At 63.8% G+C, this 26,045-nt stretch carries 22 protein-coding genes; 13 read left to right on the top strand and 9 right to left on the bottom strand.

Annotation, left to right across the window (positions count from 1 at the left end; all coding sequences use genetic code 11):
* Window positions 1–136: 136 nt before the first annotated feature.
* The 3 genes from NLM15_RS03895 to NLM15_RS03885 form a co-directional block, all read right to left on the bottom strand.
* On the bottom strand, window positions 137–1,753 hold the full coding sequence (locus NLM15_RS03895) for a phosphoenolpyruvate carboxykinase (RefSeq protein WP_254115366.1): 1,617 nt from the start codon (window positions 1,751–1,753) through the stop codon (window positions 137–139).
* 284 nt (window positions 1,754–2,037) lie between these two features.
* Complete coding sequence (locus NLM15_RS03890; RefSeq protein WP_254115364.1) at window positions 2,038–4,626, bottom strand: CHAT domain-containing tetratricopeptide repeat protein; 2,589 nt, start codon at window positions 4,624–4,626, stop codon at window positions 2,038–2,040.
* A 79-nt stretch (window positions 4,627–4,705) separates the two neighbouring features.
* The gene (locus NLM15_RS03885) at window positions 4,706–5,440 is read right to left on the bottom strand and encodes a HugZ family protein (protein ID WP_254115362.1); all 735 of its coding nucleotides are present in this window, start codon (window positions 5,438–5,440) and stop codon (window positions 4,706–4,708) included.
* A gap of 241 nt (window positions 5,441–5,681) precedes the next feature.
* Here NLM15_RS03885 and NLM15_RS03880 point away from each other — a divergent pair, with 241 nt between their 5' ends.
* The 5 genes from NLM15_RS03880 to NLM15_RS03860 all read left to right on the top strand — a co-directional run bounded on the left by NLM15_RS03880 (window position 5,682) and on the right by NLM15_RS03860 (window position 9,672).
* Window positions 5,682–6,383 (top strand): response regulator transcription factor, encoded by a 702-nt coding sequence (locus NLM15_RS03880; RefSeq protein WP_008542552.1) that lies wholly within the window; start codon window positions 5,682–5,684, stop codon window positions 6,381–6,383.
* Window positions 6,384–6,499: 116 nt separating this feature from the next.
* Window positions 6,500–8,302, top strand: coding sequence for a sensor histidine kinase (locus NLM15_RS03875; protein WP_254115361.1), 1,803 nt, complete (start codon window positions 6,500–6,502; stop codon window positions 8,300–8,302).
* A complete protein-coding gene (locus tag NLM15_RS03870; RefSeq protein WP_254115360.1) occupies window positions 8,299–8,823 on the top strand; it encodes an HPr kinase/phosphorylase in 525 nt (174 codons plus the stop codon). Before NLM15_RS03875 ends, NLM15_RS03870 begins: the two co-directional genes overlap by 4 nt.
* A gap of 133 nt (window positions 8,824–8,956) precedes the next feature.
* Window positions 8,957–9,358, top strand: coding sequence for a PTS sugar transporter subunit IIA (locus NLM15_RS03865; RefSeq protein WP_007597752.1), 402 nt, complete (start codon window positions 8,957–8,959; stop codon window positions 9,356–9,358).
* Window positions 9,355–9,672: an HPr family phosphocarrier protein gene (locus tag NLM15_RS03860; protein ID WP_254115359.1), complete on the top strand. Its 318-nt coding sequence runs from the start codon at window positions 9,355–9,357 to the stop codon at window positions 9,670–9,672. Before NLM15_RS03865 ends, NLM15_RS03860 begins: the two co-directional genes overlap by 4 nt.
* Before the next feature lie 118 nt (window positions 9,673–9,790).
* Here the strand turns inward: NLM15_RS03860 and NLM15_RS03855 are convergent, their stop codons facing one another.
* On the bottom strand, window positions 9,791–11,416 hold the full coding sequence (locus NLM15_RS03855) for a glycosyltransferase family 39 protein (RefSeq protein ID WP_254115358.1): 1,626 nt from the start codon (window positions 11,414–11,416) through the stop codon (window positions 9,791–9,793).
* 114 nt (window positions 11,417–11,530) lie between these two features.
* Here NLM15_RS03855 and lepA point away from each other — a divergent pair, with 114 nt between their 5' ends.
* The 3 genes from lepA to NLM15_RS03840 all read left to right on the top strand — a co-directional run bounded on the left by lepA (window position 11,531) and on the right by NLM15_RS03840 (window position 16,583).
* Window positions 11,531–13,342, top strand: a complete 1,812-nt coding sequence (gene lepA, locus NLM15_RS03850) for a translation elongation factor 4 (RefSeq protein WP_254115357.1) — start codon at window positions 11,531–11,533, stop codon at window positions 13,340–13,342.
* A 694-nt stretch (window positions 13,343–14,036) separates the two neighbouring features.
* Window positions 14,037–14,972 (top strand): alpha/beta fold hydrolase, encoded by a 936-nt coding sequence (locus NLM15_RS03845; protein ID WP_254115356.1) that lies wholly within the window; start codon window positions 14,037–14,039, stop codon window positions 14,970–14,972.
* Window positions 14,973–15,212: 240 nt separating this feature from the next.
* Window positions 15,213–16,583, top strand: coding sequence for a (Fe-S)-binding protein (locus NLM15_RS03840; protein WP_254115355.1), 1,371 nt, complete (start codon window positions 15,213–15,215; stop codon window positions 16,581–16,583).
* A gap of 225 nt (window positions 16,584–16,808) precedes the next feature.
* Here the strand turns inward: NLM15_RS03840 and NLM15_RS03835 are convergent, their stop codons facing one another.
* From NLM15_RS03835 to NLM15_RS03820, 4 genes are all read right to left on the bottom strand, one after another.
* Window positions 16,809–17,213, bottom strand: coding sequence for an SRPBCC family protein (locus tag NLM15_RS03835; RefSeq protein ID WP_254115354.1), 405 nt, complete (start codon window positions 17,211–17,213; stop codon window positions 16,809–16,811).
* Between the two features lie 439 nt (window positions 17,214–17,652).
* Complete coding sequence (locus NLM15_RS03830; RefSeq protein WP_254115353.1) at window positions 17,653–18,669, bottom strand: methyltransferase; 1,017 nt, start codon at window positions 18,667–18,669, stop codon at window positions 17,653–17,655.
* Window positions 18,670–18,693: 24 nt separating this feature from the next.
* A complete protein-coding gene (locus NLM15_RS03825) occupies window positions 18,694–19,668 on the bottom strand; it encodes a tripartite tricarboxylate transporter substrate binding protein (protein ID WP_254115352.1) in 975 nt (324 codons plus the stop codon).
* Between the two features lie 45 nt (window positions 19,669–19,713).
* Window positions 19,714–20,631: a hypothetical protein gene (locus NLM15_RS03820; protein ID WP_309144914.1), complete on the bottom strand. Its 918-nt coding sequence runs from the start codon at window positions 20,629–20,631 to the stop codon at window positions 19,714–19,716.
* A gap of 154 nt (window positions 20,632–20,785) precedes the next feature.
* On the opposite strand from NLM15_RS03820, the gene NLM15_RS43465 reads away from it, so the two are divergent.
* The 5 genes from NLM15_RS43465 to NLM15_RS03800 all read left to right on the top strand — a co-directional run bounded on the left by NLM15_RS43465 (window position 20,786) and on the right by NLM15_RS03800 (window position 25,278).
* Window positions 20,786–20,920: a hypothetical protein gene (locus NLM15_RS43465; protein WP_256565380.1), complete on the top strand. Its 135-nt coding sequence runs from the start codon at window positions 20,786–20,788 to the stop codon at window positions 20,918–20,920.
* A gap of 105 nt (window positions 20,921–21,025) precedes the next feature.
* Complete coding sequence (locus tag NLM15_RS03815) at window positions 21,026–22,141, top strand: winged helix-turn-helix domain-containing protein (protein WP_254115351.1); 1,116 nt, start codon at window positions 21,026–21,028, stop codon at window positions 22,139–22,141.
* 156 nt (window positions 22,142–22,297) lie between these two features.
* On the top strand, window positions 22,298–23,518 hold the full coding sequence (locus tag NLM15_RS03810) for an MFS transporter (RefSeq protein WP_254115350.1): 1,221 nt from the start codon (window positions 22,298–22,300) through the stop codon (window positions 23,516–23,518).
* A 37-nt stretch (window positions 23,519–23,555) separates the two neighbouring features.
* Window positions 23,556–24,029 (top strand): GNAT family N-acetyltransferase, encoded by a 474-nt coding sequence (locus tag NLM15_RS03805; RefSeq protein WP_254115349.1) that lies wholly within the window; start codon window positions 23,556–23,558, stop codon window positions 24,027–24,029.
* 82 nt (window positions 24,030–24,111) lie between these two features.
* Complete coding sequence (locus NLM15_RS03800; protein WP_254115348.1) at window positions 24,112–25,278, top strand: acyl-CoA dehydrogenase family protein; 1,167 nt, start codon at window positions 24,112–24,114, stop codon at window positions 25,276–25,278.
* A 6-nt stretch (window positions 25,279–25,284) separates the two neighbouring features.
* Here the strand turns inward: NLM15_RS03800 and NLM15_RS03795 are convergent, their stop codons facing one another.
* Complete coding sequence (locus NLM15_RS03795; protein ID WP_254115347.1) at window positions 25,285–26,010, bottom strand: RDD family protein; 726 nt, start codon at window positions 26,008–26,010, stop codon at window positions 25,285–25,287.
* Window positions 26,011–26,045: the final 35 nt, after the last annotated feature.

Raw genomic sequence — 26,045 nt, 5'->3', positions numbered from 1 at the left:
CGCTTCTCTTGCGGTTGAATGCGCGGACACAACCCCTCATCCGGCGCTTCGCGCCACCTTCTCCCACAAGGGGAGAAGGAAGAAACAAAAGGGGCGGCCTCTCGGCCGCCCTCTTGCATTCTCAACCGATGCGACCTTACTCCGCCGCGAGCTTCACGTCCGGCGCAGCCGCACGCACCTCGGCATCGACCTGGGCCTCGAACTTGGCGAAGTTCTTCTGGAACATGCCGACCAGCGCGCGGGCGGTCTTGTCGAACTCGTCCTTGTCCTTCCAGGTGTTGACCGGGTTGAGGATCTCGGCCGGCACGCCCGGCAGCGCGGTCGGGACCGCGAAGCCGAAATATTTGTCGGTGCGGAATTCGACGTTGCGGAGCGAGCCGTCGAGCGCGGCGGTGAGCAGCGCGCGCGTCACCTTGATCGGCATGCGCGAGCCCGTGCCGTACTTGCCGCCGGTCCAGCCGGTGTTGACCAGCCAGCAGTCGACATTGTGCTGGGCGATGAGGTCACGCAGCATGTTGCCGTAGACGCTGGGGTCGAGCGGCAGGAAGGGCGAACCGAAGCAGGTGGAGAATTCCGGCTGCGGCTCGTTGCCGAGACCGCGCTCGGTGCCCGCGACCTTGGCGGTGTAGCCGGACAGGAAGTGATACATCGCCTGCGCCGGCGAGAGTTTCGCGATCGGCGGCAGCACGCCGAAGGCGTCGGCGGCGAGCATCACCACGTTCTTCGGCTGCGGCGCGCGACCGGTGCGCGAGGCGTTCGGGATGAAGTCGAGCGGGTACGCAGAGCGCGTGTTCTCGGTCTTGGAGCCGTCGTCGAAATCGACGATGCGGGTGTCCTCGTCGAGCACGCAGTTCTCGAGCACCGCGCCGAAGCGCGTCGAGGCCGCGTAGATCTCGGGCTCGGCTTCCTGGGACAGCTTGATGCACTTGGCATAGCAGCCGCCTTCGAAATTGAAGACGCCGTTCGGGCCCCAGCCATGCTCGTCGTCACCGATCAACGTGCGGTTCGGATCGGCCGACAGCGTGGTCTTGCCGGTGCCTGATAGCCCGAAGAAGATCGCGGTGTCGCCGTTGGCGCCGACATTGGCCGAGCAGTGCATCGGCATCACGCCGCGCTCGGGCAGATAGTAGTTCAGCGTGGTGAAGACCGACTTCTTCATCTCGCCGGCATAATAAGACCCGCCGATCAGGACGATCTTGCGGGCGAAATCGATCGCGACGACGTTCTCCGACTTGCAGCCGTGGCGTTTGGGATCGGCGCGGAAGCTCGGCATGTCGATGATGGTGAGCTCGGGCGTGAAGCTCGAGAGCTCGACCGCCTCGGGACGGATCAGCAGCGTGCGGATGAACAGCGAGTGCCAGGCGAGCTCGGTGAAGACGCGGGTCTTGATCCGGTAGGCCGGATCGGCACCGCCATAGAGGTCCTGCGCGAACAGCGACTTGCCTTCAGCGTGCTTGAGGAAGTCCTGGTAGAGCGTCTCGAACTGCTCGGCGGTGATCGACTGGTTGCCCGCCCACCACATCTTCTTGTCGGTGGTGGCATCACGCACCGTGAACTTGTCCTTCGGGCTGCGGCCGGTGAACTCACCGGTGTCGGCGCAAAGCGAACCGTCGGCGGACAGCACTGCCTCGCCCGCGGAGAGCGAATATTGATAGAGTTGCGGCGCGCCGAGGTTCCAGTGAACCTGTTTGAGATTCTTTAAGCCGAATTTATCGGCGCCGAAGGCACCGTTGCGCACGCCCGTCTCTTGCACGAAAAAATCCTCCTAGAACCCGCGACACTCAGCGCGACCAAGCTTTGGCGCCATCGCAGTCACCGTGAATTACAGGCCGTCCGGCCTCGGTTGGACGACGTAATAATGGTGAACGCTGGCGTTGCCAAGCCGATCCCGCAGGATTTGGTTTATTCAAGGACCGCGCCAAACGTCGCGCATGTCAGCTCTGAGCGGGCGCATCAAAAAATTACAAATGGTCGCGCAACCAAATGCGCAATTCGGCGTTTCCCAAGGTTATTGCGACGCACAATCTCCCGGGCGGCTTATCGTACCTCTCCTTCGCCGATCAGCGCGAACGGCCCCCACATCGCAGGGTAGGCGTTGCGCGGTGACGAGGTGTCGTCAACATACGTTAACATCGCGCGGCGCAAAGCTTCGGCACGCCCGATTTTTGGTTCGTTTTTGAGCAGCTCGAAAGTCGACGTGGTCAAGCGGGTGGCAGCCTCCGAATCCACGGCCCAATGCGAGACCAGCAGCGCACGGGCACCCGCGTAGAAGAACGAGCGTGCCAGCCCGGACAGAGCCTCGGCACCGGGCTTGTCGCCGGCGATGGTGTTGCAGGCCGACAGCACTACCCAATCCGCGTTGAGCTTGAGCTGAGCGACTTCGCTCGCCGTGAGCAAGCCGTCATCCAGCTCCGTCGGCTGGTCGGGAATGGAGAGGGCCAGCGAGGGCTCGCCCAATCCCTTGACGTCGCCGGCGACGAGACCGTGGGTGGCAAAGTAGATGATGCTGTATTGAGCAAGCGCTGCACGCTTCAGCGTCGTTTCGCTGGCGTCGCGGCCGAGATGGATGTCGGCCTCGGTCGCGCCGACATCCTTTGCCACGGCGTTCAACTCGTCCGCGGTATCCGGCAGTTGCGGCAGCGCCTGTGCAAGCCGCGCGCGATCGACGCCGGCACCGCGCCAGAAATCGCTATAGGCGATGGTTGCGATGTTGCGTGTGGCGACCTTGCCGCTTGCAGCGCGACGATCGGCCGGCCCTTCCAGGGCAGGATTGAACACGGGATCGCCAAAGCCGGTCATCGGCTTCACGCCTTGATCCCGACGCGCGAAGGCACGCAACGATTTCAGGCTCACCACCGAGGGCAGCACCGACACCGCCTGACGCCGCAACAGCCAAGCGGCGCTGCGATAGCCTTCGAGCGTGTCCGGGATCGCAGCTTGCGGCGTCTCCGTGACGAGCAGATGAAACGGCAATGCCGTCAGCGCAGCCGACGGTACCACCAGCAGGTTGCGCTTGTCCTTCGTCAGCGCTTCGACCGGGCCGAGCAACGCGACATGAAGTTCGTTGGCGAGCGCGAGATCGAACAATCCTGATTTGCCGGAGGCATCGCGCGCCTTGCCGACATCGAGCCCCTTGCGGAAGGCAGTCACCTTCTGCGCCAGCGCGTCCGCGCCGAGCGGAATCTCCTTCCAGTCGACGCCCTCGCGCGTGATCGCGACGACATAGCTCTGCTTGTCGACCACGGAGTAGAGCACCATCGCTTCGTCGGGCGACAGCAGTGACTTGATGTCCTTCACCGCCAGCGGCAGGGGATTGGAGAGCGACGCGTAGTCGGGAAACTCGACCGCGAGCGTCTTCTGCAAGCCGGTGCGCTCGTTCGCAATCGCGGCGATCCGCACGCGGCTGCGCTGCTCGGCCGCGACGTTGCGCTGGGCCGATTGCTTCGACACCGCGGAGACGATCGCCTTGTCGAGTGTCTCGGACTCGGCGGCAAGATCCTGGTCCCGGCGCACCAGCTCGGCGAGCCGGTCGCTGCCGGCGGCAAGGCGCACGGCCAGCTTGTTCACGGCGGATGCGGCGGAGGATTGCGTGCCGCGCTGGATCGCGGCGAGCGCCTCGTCCACCGCCCTGTCGTCGGCCAGGAGCGATTGCTGCCGCGCGGCGAACAACACCGGCAACACCACGCGCAACTGCGCGCGATCGCCCCGAAGCGTCCTTTCCGCGAGCGGCCATGCGTCCGCGGTGCGCCCGGATACGTAGAGGAAATAAGCGAGATTGCTGGTCGAGGTCGCCACATCGGGATGATCGGGACCGAGCGCACGTTCGCGGATCGACAGCGCACGGCGATAGAGCGGCTCGGCATCGGCATAGCGCTTCTGATGCTCGTACAGACCGGCGAGATTGTTCAGCGAGCGCGCGACGTCGGGATGATCCGCTCCCAGCACCTTTTCGCGGATCGCGAGCGAGCGCTTGATCGGCGCCTCGGCATCCGCATCGCGGTTGAGGTCGCGATAGACCTGGCCGAGATTGTTCAGGAGCGTCGCGACCGCCGGGTGCTCGGGGCCGCCCACCTTCTGATAGATCGCGAGCGCCCGCTGAAACAGCGGCTCGGCGTCCGCATAGCGCTGCTGCTTTGCATAGAGCGTGCCGAGATTGTTGAGGGACTGACCGATATCGGGATGCTCGCGCGACAGCGCCTTCTCGCGAACGGCGAGCGCGCGCCTGAACAGCGGCTCGGCCTCGGCATAACGGCTCTGCCGCTGGTAGAGCGCGGCGAGATTGGTCAGTACGGCTCCGGTCAGCGGGGCTTCGAGACCGAGCGATCTCTCCATCAGCATGATGGAGCGCTTGTAGAGCGGCTCAGCCAGATCGTCCCGGCCCTGACCGGCATGGACCTGGCCGAGATTGTTCAGCGCGGCTGCAAGCTCGCGACCATTGTCATTCTCCAGACCCGCGACCATCGCCTGCGCGAGCGGAAGCGCGTCCGCGTACTTTCCGGCGCTGATGAGCGCGTTGATCCGCGCGCTCTCCGCGGCGAGGTTTTTCTGGGCAAGGCCGGGGCTGGCAAGCGATGCGGTGATCGCGAGCGCCAAACCCGCAACCAGCGTCAAACGACGGCGTGTCATGAACCCTCTCGCTGCCGGCTTCGAACCATTACGGTCTTGGGTCGCAACGATGGGGGGGCAGCGTTCAAATGGTTGCGCACTAGTCCACCTTCATGCGCGCTTCGCCAGCGAGGCGGACCAGCATCTTGCGCAGCGTCGTGCCATCGGTCACGCGTTCCGGGAAGTCCAGCCGCAGCGCGGTCTGGCCATCCTGCATGTCGAGGCCTTCGGGGTCGCAGCCGGTGCAGCGCCAGTCGCCCGCCGCGGCGCCGAGGAGTTTTGTTGCATAGAGGCCCATGGCGTCGCGGTGGTCGGCATTCATGTGAGCGACCGCCCCCTCCTCCGCCGCCAGCAGATCCTCGGCGCCGGTGAGGTCCGTGAGGAACTGCCCGGGCTTGAGATCGACGATGCGGCCGAAGCCTGCGACCAGATGGGTTGCCGTGGGCTGGATTCTGAAGAACGAGAAATCCTTAAACGAAACAAAGGCTTCGGCCGACGGATGGGCATTGAGATACCGCCGCTGGAGCAGATCCTTGTCGGAATTGGCCTGTTCCGCCCGGCCAGACAGCATGATCCGGGCGCCCTCCAGCGGATCGCCGGCCGCGCGTTCGTCCAGCATCAGGGAGACGCGGTTATCTGCCAGGATGTTGCTGGTGTGCACCGCCAGTCCCGAGATCAGCAGGATCGGCGAGCCGTCGGGGTGGCTCGCCAGGTTGACCAGGGAACAATAGGGGTCACCGCTGCCGGCCATCAGCGTCGCCAGCGCCCCCTGGCGCGAGCGCCTGAGCAACGATTTGGCGAGCTTTCCGGGGTCGAAATCGGGGGTCGGTTGCATCGGCTTTCTCGGGTCAGGTGGTTGCAAGGGGGGTCTTATTTCGGGTAAACGGGGGTCAGGTTATGGGTCGAAACGCGGCGAATCTGCCGCGTTTCGTGGAACTTGGTCACACTTCAGCCCAGCTTGCATTGCTCGGTGACAAGGTTCGAACGCCAACTTCGGCACCCATGTATGCGGCGCATCAGTGGATTGCTCGCCGTTTCAAGCCACGACCCAAACGGAAAGCAGAAAGCAGAGGCTCATGCCCACAATCGCTTTGGTCGACGACGACCGCAACATTCTCACATCCGTCTCGATCGCGCTGGAAGCCGAAGGCTACCGCATCATGACTTACACCGACGGCGCCTCCGCGCTTGACGGTTTCCGCACCACCCAGCCCGATCTTGCCATCCTCGACATCAAGATGCCGCGCATGGACGGCATGGAGACGTTGCGCCGGCTGCGGCAAAAGTCGGACCTGCCGGTGATCTTCCTGACCTCCAAGGACGAAGAGATCGACGAGCTGTTCGGCCTCAAGATGGGCGCCGACGACTTCATCCGCAAACCGTTCTCGCAGCGCCTGCTGGTGGAGCGTGTCAAGGCCGTGCTGCGCCGCTCGGCGCCGAAGGACCCGACCGTTGCGCCGAAGGAGAACGACGCCAAGGCACTCGACCGCGGCCTGCTGCGCATGGATCCCGAACGGCACACCTGCACCTGGAAGAACGAGCCGGTGACGCTGACCGTCACCGAATTCCTGATCCTCCAGGCGCTGGCGACCCGGCCCGGCGTGGTGAAGAGCCGCAACGCGCTGATGGACGCCGCCTATGACGATCAGGTCTATGTCGACGACCGCACCATCGACAGCCACATCAAGCGGCTGCGCAAGAAGTTCAAGGTGGTCGACAACGAGTTCGAGATGATCGAGACGCTCTACGGCGTCGGCTACCGCTTCAAGGAAGCCTGAGGCTCACGCGCCTTCACGAAGACTGAGAACATCGGCGGTTCTGATTCCATCGGGACCGGGATGGCTCTAGGATGCGGGGACCCTTCGCACGAGATGTCCTAACGCGGGCGTAAGCATTGCTGGACCGAACGCAGCCTGACGAGAACCAGAACGCCGGGGCCATCGCGTCCGACGGCGTTCCGGAGCACGTCGTCGACGACAGGCCGGCCGCGCAGGGCTGGCGGCCGCTGTCCTGGCTGACGCGCGCCGGCCAGTATTTCTTCGCGCTCTCCTTCTCGAGCCTGACCCGCCGCATCGTCTCGCTCAACCTCGCCGGCCTCGTCGCGCTGGTCGCGAGCATTCTCTACCTCTCGCAGTTTCGCGCCGGCCTGATCGACGCGCGTGCGCAGAGCCTGCTCGTGCAGGCCGAGATCATCGCCGGTGCGATCGGCGCGTCGGCGACCGTGCAGACCAACGCGATCACCGTCGATCCCGACCGGCTGCTCGATCTGAAGCTGGGCGACAGCTATGGCGAATCCGACGATTACTCGGCGCTGAATTTCCCGATCAGCCCGGAGCGCGTCGCGCCCGTGCTGCGTACGCTGATCTCGCCGACCAAGACCCGCGCGCGGATCTTCGATCCCAACGGGACGGTGCTGCTCGACAGCCGCGACCTCGAGAACGTGCTGATCTTCCCGTTGCCGCCGCCATCGCAGAATCCTGGCGTGATCGAGCGCGGCCTGACCTCGGTGCGCCTCTGGATCAACCGCGGTGACTTGCCGCTGTATCGCGAGCTCGGGCGCGAAAACGGCAATGGCTATGCGGAAGTGAGCGACGCGCTCCAGGGCCAGAAGCGTTCGATGGTGCGGGTCAATTCGCGCGGCGAGGTGATCGTCTCGGTCGCGGTCCCCGTGCTGCGCTCGCGCGCCATCCACGGCGCCCTGATGCTGTCGACCCAGGGCGACGACATCGATCAGATGGTCACCGCCGAGCGCCTCGCCATCCTGAAGGTCGGCGGCGTCGCAGCCGCGGTCATGATCATGCTGTCGCTGCTGCTCGCCAGCACGATCGCAGGTCCGGTGCGCCGGCTCGCCGACAGCGCCGAGCGCGTCCGCCGCCGCATCAAGGCCCGCATCGAGATCCCCGACTTCACCCGACGCCGCGACGAGATCGGTCACCTCTCCGGCGCGCTGCGCGACATGACCAGCGCGCTCTACAGCCGCATCGAGGCGATCGAGATGTTCGCCGCCGATGTCGCGCATGAGCTGAAGAACCCGCTGACCTCGCTGCGCTCCGCGGTCGAGACGCTGCCGCTGGCGCGCAACGAGACCAGCCGCGCACGCCTGCTCGAGGTGATCGAGCATGACGTCAAGCGGCTCGACCGCCTCATCTCCGACATCTCCGATGCCAGCCGCCTCGACGCCGAATTGCAGCGCCAGGATGCGGTTCCGGTCGACCTGCGCCGCCTGCTGACGACGCTCGCATCCGTCGCCAATGAAACCAAGCTCGGCCATGACGTCGCGGTCGAAACCCGCTTCGAGGGCCGCGGCCCGACCGACAATTTCGCCGTGACCGGCCATGATTCGCGGCTCGGGCAGGTGGTTTCCAACCTGCTCTCCAACGCGCAATCGTTCTCGGAGGCCGGCAGCAAGGTGCGCCTCACCTGCCGCCGGGTGCGCTCCGAGATCGAGATCGTGGTCGACGACGACGGCCCCGGCATCCGCGACGACGCGCTGGAGCGCATCTTCGAGCGCTTCTACACCGACCGTCCGCACCAGGGCTTTGGCCAGAACTCCGGCCTCGGCCTGTCGATCTCCAAGCAGATCGTCGACGCCCATGGTGGACGCATCTGGGCCGAGAACCGCCCGGGCCCGGCGGATGAGGACGGAGCGCCTACGGTGACCGGCGCGCACTTCGTGGTGAGGCTGCCGGCGCTATGAGCGACGGTGGCCCCAGCGTTCACGCCTCCGCAGTCAAGGTCGGCAGTCTGGCGGTGCTGATCCGCGGGCCCTCGGGCTCCGGCAAGTCGCGCCTTGCCTTCGAATTGATCATGGCGGGACGCGCCGGCGTCGTCGAAAGCGCCGTTCTGGTCGGCGATGACCGTGTCCATCTGGCGACAGTCGGCAATGAAATTGAGGTCCGCCCGAGCAGGATCCTGGCCGGCCTGATCGAGATTCGCGGCCTCGGAATCCGCCGCTGCGACTTCGTGGAGCATGCGACCGTCGGCCTCGTGGTCGATCTGGACGCCGCCGACGCGGAACGCCTGCCTGCGGCAGAATCGCTGAAAACATGCATTTCCGGTGTCGAAATACCGAGAATCCCGGTCGGGCGCGGCTATTCGCCCCTCCCGCTGGTTGTTGCGGCCTTGACCACTACCAAGAGTTCATCTTCGGTTAACCCCTCAGGCGATTGTTTGAAGGGAAATGGTAACCATATGAACCCCACTATCGCGACCGAATAGACCGGCGCAGCTCCCCTCATCCATCCGTCTAGATTCAGGGAGATACGCAACATCCCCTCTTGCGCGGGGGCTCTGGATGGTCAAAGTGGCGCGTTCGTGCGGTGCACCAAAAGCGCCCGCGAGGAGTTTTCCGATGATTGGTCTAGTACTTGTGACCCACGGGCGCCTTGCCGACGAATTCAAGGCAGCGCTTGAGCATGTCATGGGCCCACAAAAGCAAATCGAAGCGATCACGATCGGCGCCGAAGATGATTCCGATCTCTGCCGAAGCGACATCATCGAGGCGGTTAACCGCGTCGATTCCGGCGACGGCGTTGCGATCCTCACCGACATGTTCGGCGGCACGCCGTCCAACCTTGCAATATCCTGCATGAGCCGGCCGAAAGTCGAAGTGCTCGCGGGCATCAACCTTCCCATGCTGGTGAAGCTTGCCAAGGTGCGCGAGGAGCGTCCGTTGCCCGACGCGATCGCGATGGCCCAGGAAGCGGGCCGCAAATACGTCACCATCGCCAGCCGCGTGCTCGCCGGCAAATGAGTGACGACGCGCCGCAAGCCGGGACAGGCGTGCCCGCGGGCGCGATCTCCAAGGATCTCCTGATCATCAACAAGCGCGGCCTGCACGCCCGCGCCTCCGCGAAATTCGTCCAGGCGGTCGAGCGCTTCGACGCGCAGGTGTGGGTGACGCGCGGCGGCGAGACGGTCGGCGGCACCTCGATCATGGGCCTGATGATGCTCGCCGCGGGTCCCGGCACGACCATCACCGTCGCCGCCGCAGGAGCCGAGGCCGACGCCGCGCTCGCGGCCATCACGGAACTCGTTGAAAGCAAGTTCAACGAGGAAGGGGTCTGAGCCACACGCTCGACGCCGTAGGGTGGGCAAAGGCGCGACGCGCCGTGCCCACCATCTCCCGACAATCACGACGGAAGTGGTGGGCACGCTTCGCTTTGCCCACCCTACGAGATCTCGCTCACTTCGCCGGCGGCGCGATGTAGATGTTCCAGCTCATCGCCGGGCCGACCTTGCCGTGGGTGAAGCGGCGCGTCGTCATCACGATGCGCTCGGCATTCGGCGCGACCTCGGACACCCATTTCTCGAATGCGGGCAAACGGCCGTCGGTCGGATCGAACACGCCGATGAAGCCGTATTTCCTGGCGTCATCGCGCGAGGTCAGCCCGGAATCCCAGGCTTCGAGTGGCATCAGTGCGGCCGGATGATCCGGGCTGTAGAACACCAGCGGCTGGATCTGTTCCATCGTGCCGGCAACGACGGCCCAGCGCGAGGCGAAGCGGCTGTGCCAGGCCTGGGTCAATTCGCGCGCGAGCTCCGAGCGCGCGCCATAGATCGCTGCGTTACCGGCATTGGCCGCCATCTCGCGCGCGGCGATCCAGGGCGAGGCTATGAGCGTGGCGACGCTGAGCATGAGCCAGATCGCGGCGATGTTGAACAGGGTCGCGCTCTGCACCCGCAACGCCGGGATCGCGACCAGCGCCAGCGGCACCAGGAAGAACAGCGAGATGCCCCAATCGGTCTTCATGTAGATGCTGAAGACCAGCGCACCGAGCGGCGGGCCGACCGCGACGATGATCTGGACGATCCAGACGTTCAACGCCTGCGAGACATTGACGCCCGGATTGGCGCTGCGCGCCCAGGCGCGCGTGACGATGCGTAACGGTGCACGCAAGAGCAGCGTAAACCATGGCGGCACCAGCGCCATTGCGAGCGCGGCCAGCGCCACCGGCAATGCCAGCAGCGCGACATTATGCAGGATGTAGCCGGTCACGAGCTGATGCACGAGGCCAGCGTCCTCGAGGCTGTAGGTATCGCCGGCATAGGTCAGCGGCACGAAATGCGCGTCCGCGAGCCAGACGATGTGCGGGATCATCGCCACCACCATCGTCGCGATCGCCACCCACGGCGCCGGCGACAGCAGGAATTTCATCCGCTCCGGATGGATCAGCGCGGCAAGGCCGATGGCGCCGATCATGGTCAGCACCCAGTATTTGGTCATTAGCGCCAGCGCACCGGCGAGCCCCAACCAGACGCCGGACTGCCAGCTCCGCTTCTCGAAGGCGTTGAGATAGGCGAGCACGAGCAGCGGCAGCGTGACGAGCTGGAGCAGATCCGCGTTGTACTTGAAGCCCTTGAAATTGAAGATCGGGTAGAGCGCGATCATCACCACGACCAGGAACGCGCGGCGTGCGTCCACCACGCGCAACGCGAGCAGCCAGCAGATCACCATGCCGACGCCGATCGTCGCCATCGCCAGCGCATAGGTCGCCCAGTCCGTCGCCGGGAACGCCCTGAACCACAGGCCGGCGACCCAGCCCGACAGCGGCGGGTGCTTGCCGTAGCCCCACAGGAATTGCTGCCCCCAGCCATAGGCTTCTGCGACGTCCATGTGAACGTCCTGCGCCGCCTTGAGGTTGATCAGGATGAAGGTCCAGAGCACCGCATGCAGGATCGCGAACTGGATCACCAGCCACAATCTCGCCTCCGGCCGGGTCGCGCAGGCGACCAGCCAGGCCCGGAAGCGGTCATAACTCAAGCGGGTCTTCGCCCGCGCTCTGGCGGATGGCATCGAGGTGGTCGACATGGGCCGTTGCGTAGCGCGTTTTGGGCCCGCTTGGAATCAGCTTGGCGTGAACAAAGGCCCTGAAAATACAGCAATATGGTTGCCGCACGGGGATGTGAGTGGTATCCCGCGCCCATGACGACCGCCCCCATTTCCAACATCCGCAATTTCTCCATTGTCGCCCATATCGACCATGGCAAATCGACGCTGGCCGACCGTCTGATCCAGATGACCGGCGGCCTCTCCGACCGCGAAATGGCGGGCAAGGAGCAGGTGCTCGATTCGATGGACATCGAGCGCGAGCGCGGCATCACCATCAAGGCGCAGACGGTGCGCCTCGCCTACCGCGCCAAGGACGGCAAGGATTACATCTTCAACCTGATGGACACGCCCGGCCATGTCGACTTCGCCTACGAAGTCTCGCGGTCGCTGGCGGCCTGCGAGGGTTCCCTGCTGGTGGTCGACGCCAGCCAGGGTGTCGAAGCGCAGACGCTCGCCAACGTCTACCAGGCGCTCGACAACAATCACGAGATCGTCCCGGTCCTGAACAAGGTCGACCTCCCCGCCGCCGAACCCGAGAAGATCAAGCAGCAGATCGAGGACGTCATCGGCATCGATGCCTCGGACGCGGTGATGATCTCGGCCAAGACCGGCCTCGGCGTCCCCGACGTGCTGGAAGCCATCGTCACCCGCCTGCCGCCGCCGAAGGGCGACCGCGACGCCACCTTGAAGGCGCTGCTGGTCGACAGCTGGTACGACGTCTATCTCGGCGTCGTCGTGCTGATCCGCGTTGTCGACGGCGTCATGAAGAAGGGCAGCCGCGTCCGCATGATGGGCACGGGCGCTGCCTACGACGTCGAGCGCGTCGGCTTCTTCACGCCGAAGATGCAGCAGGTCGACGAGCTCGGCCCCGGCGAGATCGGCTTCATCACCGCCGCGATCAAGGAAGTGGCCGACACCCGCGTCGGCGACACCATCACCGACGACAGGAAGCCTGTCACCGACATGCTGCCGGGCTTCAAGCCGGCGATCCCCGTGGTGTTCTGCGGCCTGTTCCCGGTCGATGCCGACGACTTCGAAACGCTGCGCGGCGCCATGGGCAAGCTGCGCCTCAACGACGCCAGCTTCTCCTTCGAGATGGAAACCTCGGCCGCGCTCGGCTTCGGTTTCCGCTGCGGCTTCCTCGGCCTGTTGCATCTGGAGATCATCCAGGAGCGGCTGTCGCGCGAGTTCGATCTCAACCTGATCGCGACCGCGCCGAGCGTCATCTACAAGATGAAGCTCAACGACGGCTCCGAGATCGAGATCCACAATCCGGTCGACATGCCTGACGTCGTCAAGATCGCCGAGATCGAGGAGCCCTGGATCGAGGCGACGATCATGACGCCCGACGAATATCTCGGCAGCGTGCTGAAGCTGTGCCAGGACCGCCGCGGCTCGCAGAAGGAGCTCACTTACGTCGGCTCGCGCGCGATGGTGAAGTACGATCTGCCGCTCAACGAGGTCGTGTTCGACTTCTACGACCGCCTGAAGTCGGTCTCCAAGGGCTACGCCTCGTTCGACTACCATCTCACCGACTACAAGCCGGCTGATCTGGTCAAGATGCAGATCCTGGTCAACGCCGAGCCGGTCGATGCGCTCTCGATGCTGGTCCACCGCACCCGCGCCGAGGGGCGTGGCCGCGCCATGGTCGAGAAGATGAAGGAGCTGATCCCGCCGCACATGTTCCAGATCCCGATCCAGGCGGCGATCGGCGGCAAGGTGATCGCACGCGAGACCGTCCGCGCCCTGCGCAAGGACGTCACCGCGAAGTGCTACGGCGGCGACATCACGCGTAAGCGCAAACTTCTGGAGAAGCAGAAGGAAGGCAAGAAGAAGATGCGGCAGTTCGGCAAGGTCGACATCCCGCAGGAAGCTTTTATTGCCGCGCTGAAGGTGGATAGCTGAGGCGAACGCTCAGGCCACTCCGGGCCTGATTAGATTGGGGCCGGCCCGACATATCGGGGGCCGACAAACAAGATTCGCGAAAACAACCCCATGCACAGTAGCCGGGCCCTTGTCGGCATTGGGCTTTTCCGATTTTACGAAATCGATTTGACCTGTCGGGCAAAACAGGGGCATCATGATGTCATGGCAGCGGGTGTGCAGCAGGCGTCCATCAGGACACACCATCTCGACCGCCGACCGATTGGCAACCTCTGAATTCGATATCCATGCGCCACGTCGGTGACGGCTTGCGTCGGCTTCTGGCCCGTAAACCGACCTGCCAAGCGCGGCTCCTCGAAGACTGCTTCTGACCCAACTGCGACAGTAGTGCTTTCTTGTCTCACGTTGCGTTGTCCGCTTCAATCATACGGTGCTGGATATCGCCCATGCACGCCATCAGCACTGTTCGCTATCGCCAATGAAGTGATCGATGAAGCGACGAGATTTCGTTGCTGGGCTAATGATTGCCTCTGCGATGCGGCATGCTGTGGCGCGGCCGCCGGAAAAGGCGAAACGCATCACATTGGTAGCTTCCGTGACCAAGGTCAGCAATATGAGGGCTGACAAGACTTGGTCTTACCGCGCTTTTTTGAGGAGTTGAACCGGCGATAAGCAAAACCGAAGCAGACGGGTCTCACAACACCAGGAGAGTCATATGCAATCGAGCACGCTCGTCCTGAAATACATCGTCCTCGTATCGGTAGCAGCCATGTTCTTCGTCGCGAGTCCGTCATTCGCGCAGCAGAAAGGCGCTTCCTCATCGGACATGCAAACAAGAGAGGTGCAAATTAATGGCCTTTCACTGCATTACATTGAACTCGGGCAAGGAACTCCAGTGGTGTTGGTGCACGGCACACTGGAGGATTATCGCACGTGGGATGGACAGCTTGATGCGTTGTCGAAGGGATATCGACTAATCTCGTACAGTCGCCGGTATCACTACCCAAATGAATGGCCCAAAGATGCAACTGATTTTTCTGTCACCATACATGCTACAGACCTGGCTGCCTTCATCAAGGCAATTAATCTACCCCCGGTTCATCTCATTGGTCATTCGTATGGGGCGTTTATTGCGTTCCTGGTCGCACGGGATCATCCGGGCGTCATTCGCAGTCTGACGCTGGGCGAACCGCCCATGATGCCGTTACTAAAGACGACACCTGAAGGAGATGCTCTTCTTGCCGCCGCTATCACGAGATCGATCGCAACGGGCGAAGCATTCAAGCAGGGGAATGACGAAGAAGGAGTGCGTCGATTTGTGAACGGCGTGTTGGGCGAGGGTTCGTACGAGAAACTCCCGCCTCCCGTTCTGAAGCGCGTCATGGACAATGCCCGAGAACTAAAAGGCGAGAGCTCCTCACGAGACCTCTTCCCGCCCACCACATGCGAGGATGTGCAGAAGCTGAAAGCGCCAACATTGCTCCTCGACGGGGAGCGCAGTCCTAAGATATTCCGTGTCATCAACGACAGACTGGAGCACTGCTTACCAAGCGTCGAACGTGCAACGATTCCGGCGGCATCTCATCAGATGGAGGTTGAGAACCCCCAAGCCTTCAATGAGAAGGTGCTTGAATTCATTGCAAAGCACTAAACTGCTGCGGTGCGCGAGTCCCGAATTGGCCCGTGTGAGACATGCCGGTACAGTCTGACGATTTCCGTTCACAGGGGTAGACCGGAAGAGAGCGGCACGCGGCCATAGTGACGCCATCGACCTGAAGGCGACAAATCCCCATTGCGGCCTGCTCGTGTACAGCTCGCCAATTGTGGGTTAGGTTCCGGCGCTGTCATGTGCCGCACGTAGCTGATCCGTCAGCAGGCCTGGGAGCTGGTCATGCAGCCATTGAACGAGGTCCCATTCGAGACGTCCCTGGCTGAATATGCCGAAGACATGCTCGACGCCTGTACGCGATGCGGGAAATGCGTCGAGGCTTGTCCGAGTGTCGAGCCGGCCGGCATCTTGGGGACAAAGTCCGAAGACATCATCGGCGGTATTCTCGAACTGGTACGTACCGGCAACGGCCCGGAAGCGTCGCGCAAATGGGCGCAGTCCTGCATGCGGAGCGGGGCTTGCATCAAGGCGTGCGCCTATGGCGTCAATCCGCGTTTCCTGCTGAGCATGGCGCGACTCGGCATCGCGAAGTCGGACAATGAGCTTGCCGAACGACGCCGGCGGGGTGTCGAGAAGTACCGCGACGGCAGTCGTGGAGTGAACGTGCTGTCGCGCATGCAACTCGATGCGGACGTGCTCGAACGACTGGGTCAGGGATCGGCGTCGGTCGCCACGCCCGTTGAGGCGCCGGATTTCGTGTTTTACACCGGCTGCAATGTGCTCAAGACGCCGCACATCGCCTTACTTGCCCTCGATATCATGGACGCGCTCGGCATCAGTTATCAGGTGATGGGCGGACCGAGCCATTGTTGCGGCATCCTCCAACTCAAGTCTGGCGACGCGGAGATGGCCGGTCGTATGGGCTCGAGTACCATGGAAAGGCTGTCGCACTCCAACTCGGGGCAGGTGATCTCCTGGTGCCCGTCGTGCTACGTCCAGTACACGGAGACCATCCTGCCAACGGTGGAGCGACAGCACGGGTCCCGCCCGTTCGAGATGAGCCCGTTCATGCGCTTTCTCGGCGACCGGCTGGCGCAGCTACAGCCGCACCTTCAGCGCAGGGTCGAAATGCGGGTCGCGCTGCACAAGCATCCCGGCGTGGCCGGCGTCGTGGAAGCCGCCGCTGAAATCTTGACGACGGTACCTGGTATCGAACTCGTCGATCTGAACCAGCCAGCGGTGGGTTTGCAGAGCGTGGATGTCGGCGCGCTTCCAAAGTTCAAGCGCGAATTGCAACTCATGGAACTTGAGGCGGCGCGCGATGCAGGTGTCGATGCACTGGTCGCTGTCTATCATTCCGATCATCGCGAGCTGTGCGCGCACGAGCGCGACTGGCCATTCCGTATCATAAATATCCTTGAAGTGGTTGGCGAAAGCATGGGCCTGCGTCGGCACGATCGCTACAAGAAGCTCAAGATCATGCAGGACGCCGACCAGATTGTCGCCGACTGTAGCGACCTGATCGCAAAGCACTCGCTTGACCCCAGCAATGCGCGTGAAGTGGTGGTGAAGGTGTTGCTTGGCGACCAGCCGCTTCCCCTGAGGGGTGGCGCGCGGCCAGAGTCGCGCGCAGGGGATGCGGCGCCATCGTAACAGCTTGACGTCACCTATTGGCCATCGCGTCGGTGAGCGCAGCGCAGCGGCCTGTCCGGAGCCCGGCGCAAACCGGAGGTCACCGGCTGAGGGGGCAACCGACGCGGCAGCCCCGAAGCCGGCTATTCGCGACCATTCAGTTTCCGTCAGGGGCTCCGCGCGGAAAGCCGACGACGCCCCACGGGAACGTCCATCTCCTGTCCCCGCACGGCCTCACGACTTCCCCTACTTCGCCTTCACATATTGTGCGAACTTGTCGAGGATTGCCTGCCAGCCGCCCTGCTGCTGCTCAACCGAGTGTGTCGGTTCGCTATCGAAGACAACGCGGACAACAATGCCCTCCGGACCGGGCTCGAAGTCGACTTCGGCCTTTCGATCGCCAAACGCGTACTCGATCCGCTTATGTTCAATGATCTTCGTGTAGGTACCTGCGAAGTCAAAGCCCATGCTGCCGTCCTTGGCCTCCATGCGAGACGAGAAGACACCGCCTTCGCGCAGGTCGACCGTAGCCTTTGTCGTATGCCAGTCGTCGGACGCGGCGTTCCACTCCATGATGTCAGCAGGCGTCGTATAAGCGCGCCAGACCTGATCGATGGGGGCTGCGACGGTGGTTTCAACGTTAATCCTCATGAACAATGCTCCTAGTTCGATTTCACGGCTCGAGGTGACGGCATCACTTACGTGTGCGGGGTCCATCCAAGGACGATCGAGACTGGTCCATGCCGACAAGGTCGAGCCGTCAAAGCATTGAAAACACAAAAAAGTCAAAACGTCTGTTGGCCACCCTCCAGCGACCGCGAACACATTGGGGATGAGGGGCACATTTGCTCGATGCAGCTCGTGGCAATTGAACCAGGACCAAATCCACTGACACCAAACCGGTCAGTGCCAATGCAATGACGGCCCGGGCCGATTGACGCGCCATAGGGCCCGCTCGTTGATCAGCTTGTCGTGGAGCGCCGTGCTCCTCCAGCTCATGCCCGCGACCAATGGTTTGCATCCCGGCGCCCCCGCAAAATGGCTCAACCGGATCATCCTCCCCCCTTACGGGGGAGGGAACGGACGGCAGTCAGTGTCCAACCTTTCGGAATTGGACCAGGCTGAACGAGCCAACGCCGGTGGTCCCGACGAAGGCGAAGCCGGCCAGGACGCCAAGCCTGCGGTACTCGGCTTCCGTCCGCTCGCAGCCGCCTGGTCCCCTCAGCATATTGAGGTCGCTCATGGCGCAGGAGCGGTCCTGGGGCTCGGTCGTCGCACGCTCCGGCATGATCCGCTCGATCACGGTCAGCCTTCCGCTGGCCGGTAGCGCGTCCCGGCAGTTGCGCAGAATGACCTCGCAACGATCGTCTTTCCAATTGTGGAGGATGCTCTTCATCAGGATCGTGTCGGCGCCGCCCGGGACCTTCTCGAAGAAACTGCCGGCGACGAACCGGCAGCGATCTGCGATGCCAAGTCGATCAAAATGCGCATGCGCTCCCGCCTCGCAGCGCGCCAGGTCGAAGGCGATGCCCTCAAGATGCGGGTTTTGCTTGACCACGCCGCCGATCAATTCGCCGGTGCCGCCACCGAGATCCACGACAACGCGCGCGGTCGCGAAGTCGTGGGCCGCGACGATCTTTGGAACGATGCTCCGCGTCAGGCTGACCATCGCGGCGTTGAACCGGCGGGTGAATTCCGGCGCATTGCTCGTCGCGGCATAGCGATCATCGCCATCGCCGCGCAACTCGCCCGCGCTCTTTCCGGAGCGAACCGACTCGACGAGCCCGTTCCAGGACTGCGCGAGCATCTCGCCCTCGAAGAGCACCCAGTCCTTGAAGGATGGGTCGGCGGTCTCGTCGAGCTGCCGGCCGAGATCGGTCATGGCAAACCGGTCGCGGTCGGCCTGCCTGCACAGGCCAATTGTCGTCAGGCCGACCAGCAGCCTGCGCAGCGCATTTTCGTCGGCGGACACCAGCCGGGCGAGCTCGGGCACCGATTTCACCCCATCGCCGATCGCCTCGGCGAGATTGAGCTTCGCCGCCGCATAAATCACCGCGGTGATGCGATGCGACTGCACGAGATCGTGCACGGATGCCGGCCCGCTCATGGTTGCCTCCTGTCGATGCCGAACTCAGTCGGTTGGGACGAACCCGGTTGCCTGCACGATTGCCTTCCACCGGTCGGATTCGGATGCGATCAGCCGGGCGAAGTCTTCCATGGCGATCGCGTCCGGCTCAACGGCCAGCTTTGCCATGCCGGCCCGGACCTCGTCGGTGCGCAATGCCGCCTGGATCGCGGCATTGAGCTTCTCGACGATTGGCGCCGGCGTCCTCGCCGGAACGAAGAACGCAAACCATGTGAGGTCCTCGAGCGACGGATATCCGGCTTCCCGCACCGTCGGCACCGCCGGAACGAACGGACAGCGACGCGGCCCGGTGGTCGCCAGCGCGCGAAGATCTCCAGATTGAACAAGTCCGAGCGAGCTGCCGATCGGCATGATCGTCGCCGCAATGACGCCCTTGACCAGGTCCTGAATAGCACCGCCGCCCTGATAGGGCACGTGAAGAAAATCGAAGCCGGCACTGCGGCCCAGCGTCGTCCCGAGAAAATGCAGTGTTGTTCCGGCCCCCGGCGAGCCAAAGGTCGCGAGCTTCGGATTGGCGCGGCACCAGGCCACGAAATCTGCCAGCGTCTTGACGTCGGCCGGCACCATCGGGCCGACCGTTAGCAATGTCGGGGTCGAGGCGACGGTCGACACCGGTGTGAAATCCCGCGGCTGGTATCTCAGTGTCTTGTAGACGTGCGGAAAGAACATCATGAAGCCAAGGGGCGAGAACAGGATGGCCGATCCGTCGGCGTCGGCATTCTTCGCCGCCTCCACTGCGATGCGACCGCCTGCACCCGGCCGGCTCTCGACCACGATGGTTTCCGCATAGCCGCTCATCTGTCCAGCCACGAGCCGCGCCAGAGCGTCCTGGAACCCCGGCGTGAAGCCCGTCAGTATGTGCACGGTTTTTGAGAGTGGCTGTGCGAGCGCGCGCGACACGAGGCACGAGGCGGACATCGCCACGCCGGCCGCCGACAACACATCACGACGCGTGATCATCACCCGTCTCCCTGACCGAGCCCAGACCAATGAGATCGCAGCATGCTACCTGACCATCGCTGCGGCCTCTGGAGCTATGGATGTATCGGGTCGCACGAACACGAAACGGGATATCGCAGATATCTGCGCGTCGTCGCGGCCATCCTGGCCGATCAGGATGAGGCCCGCTCCGCCATTAGCCACCGTGAGAAGCATCGCTTCACCGGCCCATGTCCTGATGGGCTCCATGCCAATGGTGAGAAACTCACCGATCGGCTGGTCCAGATACTGAAGTCTCAGCTGCGGCGCGATCTCAGGGGGCGCAAGAGCAAAACCGAGCTCCTGTGCACGCAGATAGATCGCCCGCAGCGAAGCCCCGCCTTGAAAGCCGAGCTCGGCAACCGACACGGCAACAAGCTCAATCTCCGCCTTGCTGCGGCTCAGGGTAAAGGCGGGTCGAGCCAGTATCTCGGCGGCTGCGTTTCCGACGCCGCACCCCATCGCGCTCATCGCGTTGCGAAGAGCGAAAGTATCCTTGAATGTTCCTATCCTGATCGTCTTCCACACCGAGACATCTGCAGCGGAGCTGACCGGACTCTCCGATCCGGGAGCCGGCGGCGCTACCTTGGCCGCCAAGCTCCTCCGCAGAACGTCCTGCGCACTGCATTGCGCCTCGGCGCGATCCGCGGAAATCAAGCCAAGCAGGTTGAAGAGCAACAAGATCGCGAGCGCATTGCCAATGTGCCAGTGTGTCGAACGATGGGGCCTTGCGCTGCCTTGCTGCAAGGCAATGTGGTCGATCCCGGCGCGTGTCGCGCCGATATCCATCAGCTCCCGATCGCTGAGGGCACAGGACGTGGTTTGTAACCTCCGCCGTCTGCGGCGTTCCTGCCATGCGCTCCAGACCCGCAGGAAGAGGCTGGTAGCTTGCTGCGCCGGTGTGGCAGTCCGTCGCATCAACGCAACGCCGTGGATGGTCGTCATCGGCGATATCCCTTTACCGATGGCAGGATGTCAGGACTTCGCCGGGCACGCTTGACGTGCGGCTTACATTTTCCTCACCGGCGCCTTACTTTACGCCCCGGCAGGTGCAGAGACGGCTTCATCCAACGGAAGTGCTGGCTACAGGAGTGGCAACTTGCGCTATCTCTTTGACGAGCACGTGCTCGACACGGACCGGCGCGAGCTGCATCGGGCCGATGACTACGCGATCTTCGAGAAGGGTCTCTGTGAGGCGGGCCTTCCGAAAAGGCACGGCGCTGCTACCTCCTGACGGGGTGGACCGATGTTCGCGGCTTACTTTTTCGCTACCGAAGGCCTATTATCGAAGGATAACTGCGCCCTCGGACGATAGAGGGCAGACCTGGAGAATGGTGCCATGCGCTATTTCTTCGAGGACTGTGCGTTGGACACCGAGCGGCGCGAGCTGCGACGCGGACCGGATGTCGTCCCCACGACACCCCAGGTTCTCGACCTGCTCGAACATCTGATCCGCAGCAGGGATCGCGTCGTCAGCAAGGACGATCTCGTCAACGCAATCTGGAATGGCCGGATCGTATCCGATGCGGCGCTGACGACCCGGTTGAACGCCGTCCGACGCGCGATCGGTGACTCCGGTCAGCACCAACGTCTTATCAAGACCTTTCCACGCAAGGGCTTTCGTTTCGTGGGCGCTGTGCACGATGATGATCGGCAACCAGGACCCGCGGCAGCGGTTGCGATCCCAATTGCCTCTTCAACCGCGGTTGGCAAACGGCGATCCGCTGGCTGGCTGGAAGACCTCAGGGGTCGATTAAGGCTCGTCGGCAGCGTGCTGGCGTCGGTCGCCGCCATCGGCGCAATTGCCGGTGGCGTTGCCGGATATTGGAATGCCTGGAAGACGGTCCGTGCCGACGCCAAACGGGAAGCTCAAAATATCCAGGGACAACCGACGGCCAGGCCCGAGATCGCGCCTCGGCTGTCTCTCGTCGTGTTGCCCTTCGCCAGCCTCAACGACGATCCGGCGCAGGACTCCCTTGCCGACTCGATCTCGACAGATTTGACGACCGACCTCGCGCGAACGTCCGCCACGCGCGTCATTGGACGCGACACCGCCTTTACCTACAAGAACAAGTCGATCGATTTGCAGCAACTCGGGACAGATCTCGGCATCCGCTGGGCCGTGCGAGGCGCGGTGAGACGCAACGGAGAGCAGGTGCGGGTCAACGTATCTCTGACCGACCTTCAGACCGCGCGCGACATCTGGTCGGACCGATTCGACGGCGACCTCGCAAATCTGGCCGTCTTGCACGATGCCATCACGGCGCGGCTTCTCTGCGTCGCGCATTTGCACCTCCGTCAATATGAGGAAGCCCTGCAACAGTGCAGCCGCTCCCTGAACATATCAGGCGCGGATTCTCAGGCTTACATGAGCCTGATCTCGGCTTACGGATGGACGGGGCAAATGGAACGGGCACGCCGAAGCAACGAAGCTGCGGCACAAGACACATCCTGAATCGACGTTGCTGCGGCCCATGGCACATGCTGATTTGTGCAGCTGCAACGTCGCAAGCTCTGTACCCGTCTATTGCGAGTAACCTTGCCCTCCGCCGACAGATAGGCCACCATCCCCGCGCGCACCATCAACAAGAGCAAAAGCGCGAGGAAACGCATGAGCAAGCCGTCGGGATTCGACTATGGCTGGGTCGTTGTCGCCGCAGGTGCGCTGATGACCTGTGTCGGCTTCGGCACGATGCTGTCGCTGGCGGTGTTCCTGCAGCCGATCTCGGAAGCCATGGGCTGGTCGCGGGCCGGGGTGTCGGCGGCGGCGACGCTGGATTTCCTCTGCATGGGCGTGGCCGCGTTCTTCTGGGGCACGCTGTCGGACCGCTTTGGCACCCGCATCGTGGTTCTTGCCGGCAGTCTTTTGCTGGGGCTCGGCCTCGTGACTGCGAGCCAGGCGCAAAGCCTGTGGCAATTCCAGTTGTTCTTCGGCGTGCTGATCGGCATTGCCGCCGGCAGCTTCTACGCGCCGATGATGGCGCTCGCGAGCGCGTGGATCGAGAAGAACCGCAGCCTTGCGGTGGCGCTGGTCTCCGCCGGCATGGGCGTGGCGCCGGTGACGATCGCGCCGACCGCAAGCTGGCTGATCACGGCCTATGACTGGCGCACCGCGATGCTGGTGATCGGCTGTGCTGCGTGGGCGCTGCTGATCCCGGCCTGCTTCCTGGTGCGTCCGGCGCCGCAAGTGGCTGGCCCGGCAAGCACCGACACGGCGCCGGAGATCGAGCTGAGCGCGGCACAGGCGCTGCGCACGCCGCAATTCGTCGCGCTCGCGGCGGCGCATTTCGCCTGCTGCGCGGCGCATTCCGGCCCGATCTTCCACATGGTGTCCTATGCGATGGTGTGCGGCATCGCCCCGCTCACGGCAGTGACGGTCTACAGCGTCGCCGGCGTCTCGGGCCTCGGCGGACGCCTGCTGCTCGGCACGCTCGCCGATCGCATCGGCGCAAAGCCCGTGCTGGTCGGCGGCCTGTTCGTGCAGGCGATGTGCATCGCGACCTATCTGGCGGTGGCGCAGCTCGGCGAATTCTATGCGCTGTCGGTCGTGTTCGGCCTCGCCTATGGCGGGGTGATGCCGCTCTATGCGGTGCTGGTCCGCGAATTCTTCGGCGCGCGCATCATGGGCACCGTGTTCGGCGCGGTGTCGGCCTTTGCCAGCCTCGGCATGGCGCTCGGGCCCTGGGCCGGCGGGCTCGTGTTCGACAATTTCCAGCGCTACACATGGCTGCACGCCGGCTCCTTCGCGATCGGGCTCGCCGCGGTCGCAGTGGCGCTGAGCTTCCCGACCAAACGCAAACAACAGCTCGACCTTGGCCGCGCCGCGGCCTGACGAGATAAGGCGCGACGGCTGAGCGCGTGGAGCGATCATGGACTGCACGATCCGATCTGCGCGCAAGGAGGACGCCGACGAGATAAGCGCGGTCATCTTGCGTGCGCTGCGCGAAACGAACGCGAAGGACTATACTGATGCGATCATCCAAAGGGTCGAGCGCAGCTTCAGCCCAGCCGCCGTGCTGCAACTGATCGGCAAGCGGAGCGTTTTCGTTGCCACCATCGGCCGCCGCGTCGTTGGAACGGCGAGCCTTGACGGAAGCGTGGTCCGGACGGTCTTCGTGGCGCCCGACGTTCAGGCCCGGGGGATCGGCAAGCTGCTGATGGCCGAGATCGAGCGCACGGCGCGCGAGCGAAATATTTCCTCCTTGACCGTTCCTTCGTCGGTCACCGCTGAAGCTTTTTACGCACGGCTCGGGTTCAACACCGTGCGCGACAGCTATCATGGTGACGAACGCACGATCATCATGGAGCGATGGCTCGATGACCCTGGCCGGTCCGCGCCGTAGTGCGTAGCGGTTTTTGAAGGCCCCGGATTTCGCTCCGCTCCATCCGGGCGACAAGAGACGGCAGAATGGGCAAGGAACGCGCATGGACGCAATTCCCGAGATCGATCTGGTCGAACGTGCCCGCACCCTCGCACCGCTCATTGCGGGCGAGGCCGATGAGATCGAGCGGACCCGGCGGCTGACGCCGGCCGTCGTCTCCGCGCTCATCGACAACGGGCTCTATCGCGCCCTCCTCCCACAAAGCCTCGGCGGCATCGAAGCTCCGATCGAAACCTTCATGCAGATGCAGGAGGAGATCGCGAAGGCGGATGCCTCCACGGCCTGGTGCCTCGGCCAGTGCTCGGTGTGCGCGATGATCGCCGCATCGCTCGACCGCGACACCGCGCAGGAGATCTTCAACACCGCGCCCGGCATCCTCGCCTGGGGCGCGATTGCGCATGAGGCGCGCGCGGTCGAGGGTGGCTATCGCGTCACGGCGCGCTGGGATTTTGCGTCGGGCTCGCGGCAGGCGAGCTGGCTGGGGGCGCATGTCCGCATCGTCAATGCCGACGGCATACCGCGGAAAAATACCGATGGGTCGGTCGAGGTGCGTACCATCCTGTTTCCCGTCGGGAGCGCCGTGCTGCACGACGTCTGGCAGGCGATCGGGCTTGCCGGCACCGGCACGGATTCCTATGAGGTCGCCGACCTCTTCATCCCCGAGCGCTTCACCGCGTTTCGTGACGTGCCGTCCGCACTGCGCGAGACGGGTCCGCTCTACAACATCGGGACCGGCTCGACCTTCAGCCTCGGCTTTGCCGCGGTCTCACTGGGTGTCGCGCGCGCCACGCTGGATGCCGCGATCGCCTTGTCGCGGGCAAAGCACCAATCGCTGGCAGCGAGCGCCATGCGCGACAACCAGGCGGTCCAGGGCCTGATCGGCCGCACCGAGGGGGATCTGCGCGCCGCGCGCGCCTATCTCTATGCCACGGCGCATGCGATGTGGCGCGACCTCTGCGTAACAGGCGAGTTCAGCGCCGCGCATCGCAGCGCTGTCAGGCTGGCGGCGACCTGGACCATCCACCAATCGGCCAAGGTGGTTGACACCGCCTATCACATGGCCGGCGCGACCGCCGTATTTCGCAGCCAACCGTTCGAGCGGCGGTTTCGCGACATGCACGCCATCGCGCAGCAGATCCAGGCCCGCGACACGCATTACGAGGATGTCGGCAAGGGGATCCTGTCGACCGGCGTCGACGCCGGCCGCTGAATTCGCCTACGCCCTGCGTGCGCCGGGCAGGCGGCCGCGCCAGCCCATGCCGATGATGAGGGCGATCATCAGGAGGAAGGCAACGCCCATGGCGGAGTCGACGATGCGGTCGCCTCCCGAGCAAACGTCACGATCGAGACAGGCGCGGGACAGGGCGCCGGCCCGGAGCAGGCCGGCGAGCACGCCGAAATAGAACAGGACGCCGAGCGCGAGATAAACCACGGTCGCGAGCGCGCGCCGCACCCGCGACGGCATCGCCGGGTCGTCCTTGCTTCGCTCGGTGATGAATTGACCCGGATTGGCCTTGGCCGGATCGCGTATCTGCACGGTGGAATGGGTCAGGAGATCGTGAACCGCCTGGTTGCGGCGGGTGGCCGCCATGGTCAGGAAGGAGTACCAGCCCAGCATGCTCTTGAGCGCAAAGCGGGCAAGCGCCTTTGCAAAGCTCACATTGCCGCCGCGATCGTCGACGACGCAGAGATTGGTCCAGCTGTGCCCGAGCGTGCCGCCAGTGCGCCAGACGAGCACGGGTTCGTAGAGCAGCAAAATCACGATGACCGCCACACCCAGCATTCGGGCCAGCGTGTCGCTCTGCACGTTGCTCGCCACCGTCAAGGCGCCGAACATCAGGGCCATCGCCAGCATCCAGTCGAGCAGGATCGCCTTCAGTCGCCGCGAGAAGCGGGCATAGCGCGGTCCCGGCAGCGACAGCGGAGGCGTATCAAGGGTCATGGCAACAGCCTATGCGTTCAATCGATCCATCGATG

Origin of the sequence: Bradyrhizobium sp. CCGB20, assembly GCF_024199855.1 — a bacterium.
Classification (GTDB): domain Bacteria; phylum Pseudomonadota; class Alphaproteobacteria; order Rhizobiales; family Xanthobacteraceae; genus Bradyrhizobium.
Note: the sequence above shows the minus strand (reverse complement) of the source record. Positions and strands in the feature narration are given on the sequence as shown.

Bases quoted from the DNA above. Each gene is read 5' to 3' on its own strand.
- NLM15_RS03880 (WP_008542552.1), top strand. From the start codon at position 5,682: ATGCCCACAATCGCTTTGGTCGACGACGACCGCAACATTCTCACATCC.
- NLM15_RS03835 (WP_254115354.1), bottom strand. From the start codon at position 17,213: ATGAGGATTAACGTTGAAACCACCGTCGCAGCCCCCATCGATCAGGTC.
- NLM15_RS03885 (WP_254115362.1), bottom strand. From the start codon at position 5,440: ATGCAACCGACCCCCGATTTCGACCCCGGAAAGCTCGCCAAATCGTTG.
- NLM15_RS03870 (WP_254115360.1), top strand. From the start codon at position 8,299: ATGAGCGACGGTGGCCCCAGCGTTCACGCCTCCGCAGTCAAGGTCGGC.
- NLM15_RS03820 (WP_309144914.1), bottom strand. From the start codon at position 20,631: ATGACGACCATCCACGGCGTTGCGTTGATGCGACGGACTGCCACACCG.
- NLM15_RS03815 (WP_254115351.1), top strand. From the start codon at position 21,026: ATGCGCTATTTCTTCGAGGACTGTGCGTTGGACACCGAGCGGCGCGAG.
- NLM15_RS03805 (WP_254115349.1), top strand. From the start codon at position 23,556: ATGGACTGCACGATCCGATCTGCGCGCAAGGAGGACGCCGACGAGATA.
- NLM15_RS03795 (WP_254115347.1), bottom strand. From the start codon at position 26,010: ATGACCCTTGATACGCCTCCGCTGTCGCTGCCGGGACCGCGCTATGCC.
- lepA (WP_254115357.1), top strand. From the start codon at position 11,531: ATGACGACCGCCCCCATTTCCAACATCCGCAATTTCTCCATTGTCGCC.
- NLM15_RS03810 (WP_254115350.1), top strand. From the start codon at position 22,298: ATGAGCAAGCCGTCGGGATTCGACTATGGCTGGGTCGTTGTCGCCGCA.
- NLM15_RS03855 (WP_254115358.1), bottom strand. From the start codon at position 11,416: ATGTCGACCACCTCGATGCCATCCGCCAGAGCGCGGGCGAAGACCCGC.
- NLM15_RS03890 (WP_254115364.1), bottom strand. From the start codon at position 4,626: ATGACACGCCGTCGTTTGACGCTGGTTGCGGGTTTGGCGCTCGCGATC.
- NLM15_RS03830 (WP_254115353.1), bottom strand. From the start codon at position 18,669: ATGAGCGGGCCGGCATCCGTGCACGATCTCGTGCAGTCGCATCGCATC.
- NLM15_RS03865 (WP_007597752.1), top strand. From the start codon at position 8,957: ATGATTGGTCTAGTACTTGTGACCCACGGGCGCCTTGCCGACGAATTC.
- NLM15_RS03800 (WP_254115348.1), top strand. From the start codon at position 24,112: ATGGACGCAATTCCCGAGATCGATCTGGTCGAACGTGCCCGCACCCTC.
- NLM15_RS03825 (WP_254115352.1), bottom strand. From the start codon at position 19,668: ATGATCACGCGTCGTGATGTGTTGTCGGCGGCCGGCGTGGCGATGTCC.
- NLM15_RS03845 (WP_254115356.1), top strand. From the start codon at position 14,037: ATGCAATCGAGCACGCTCGTCCTGAAATACATCGTCCTCGTATCGGTA.
- NLM15_RS03860 (WP_254115359.1), top strand. From the start codon at position 9,355: ATGAGTGACGACGCGCCGCAAGCCGGGACAGGCGTGCCCGCGGGCGCG.
- NLM15_RS03840 (WP_254115355.1), top strand. From the start codon at position 15,213: ATGCAGCCATTGAACGAGGTCCCATTCGAGACGTCCCTGGCTGAATAT.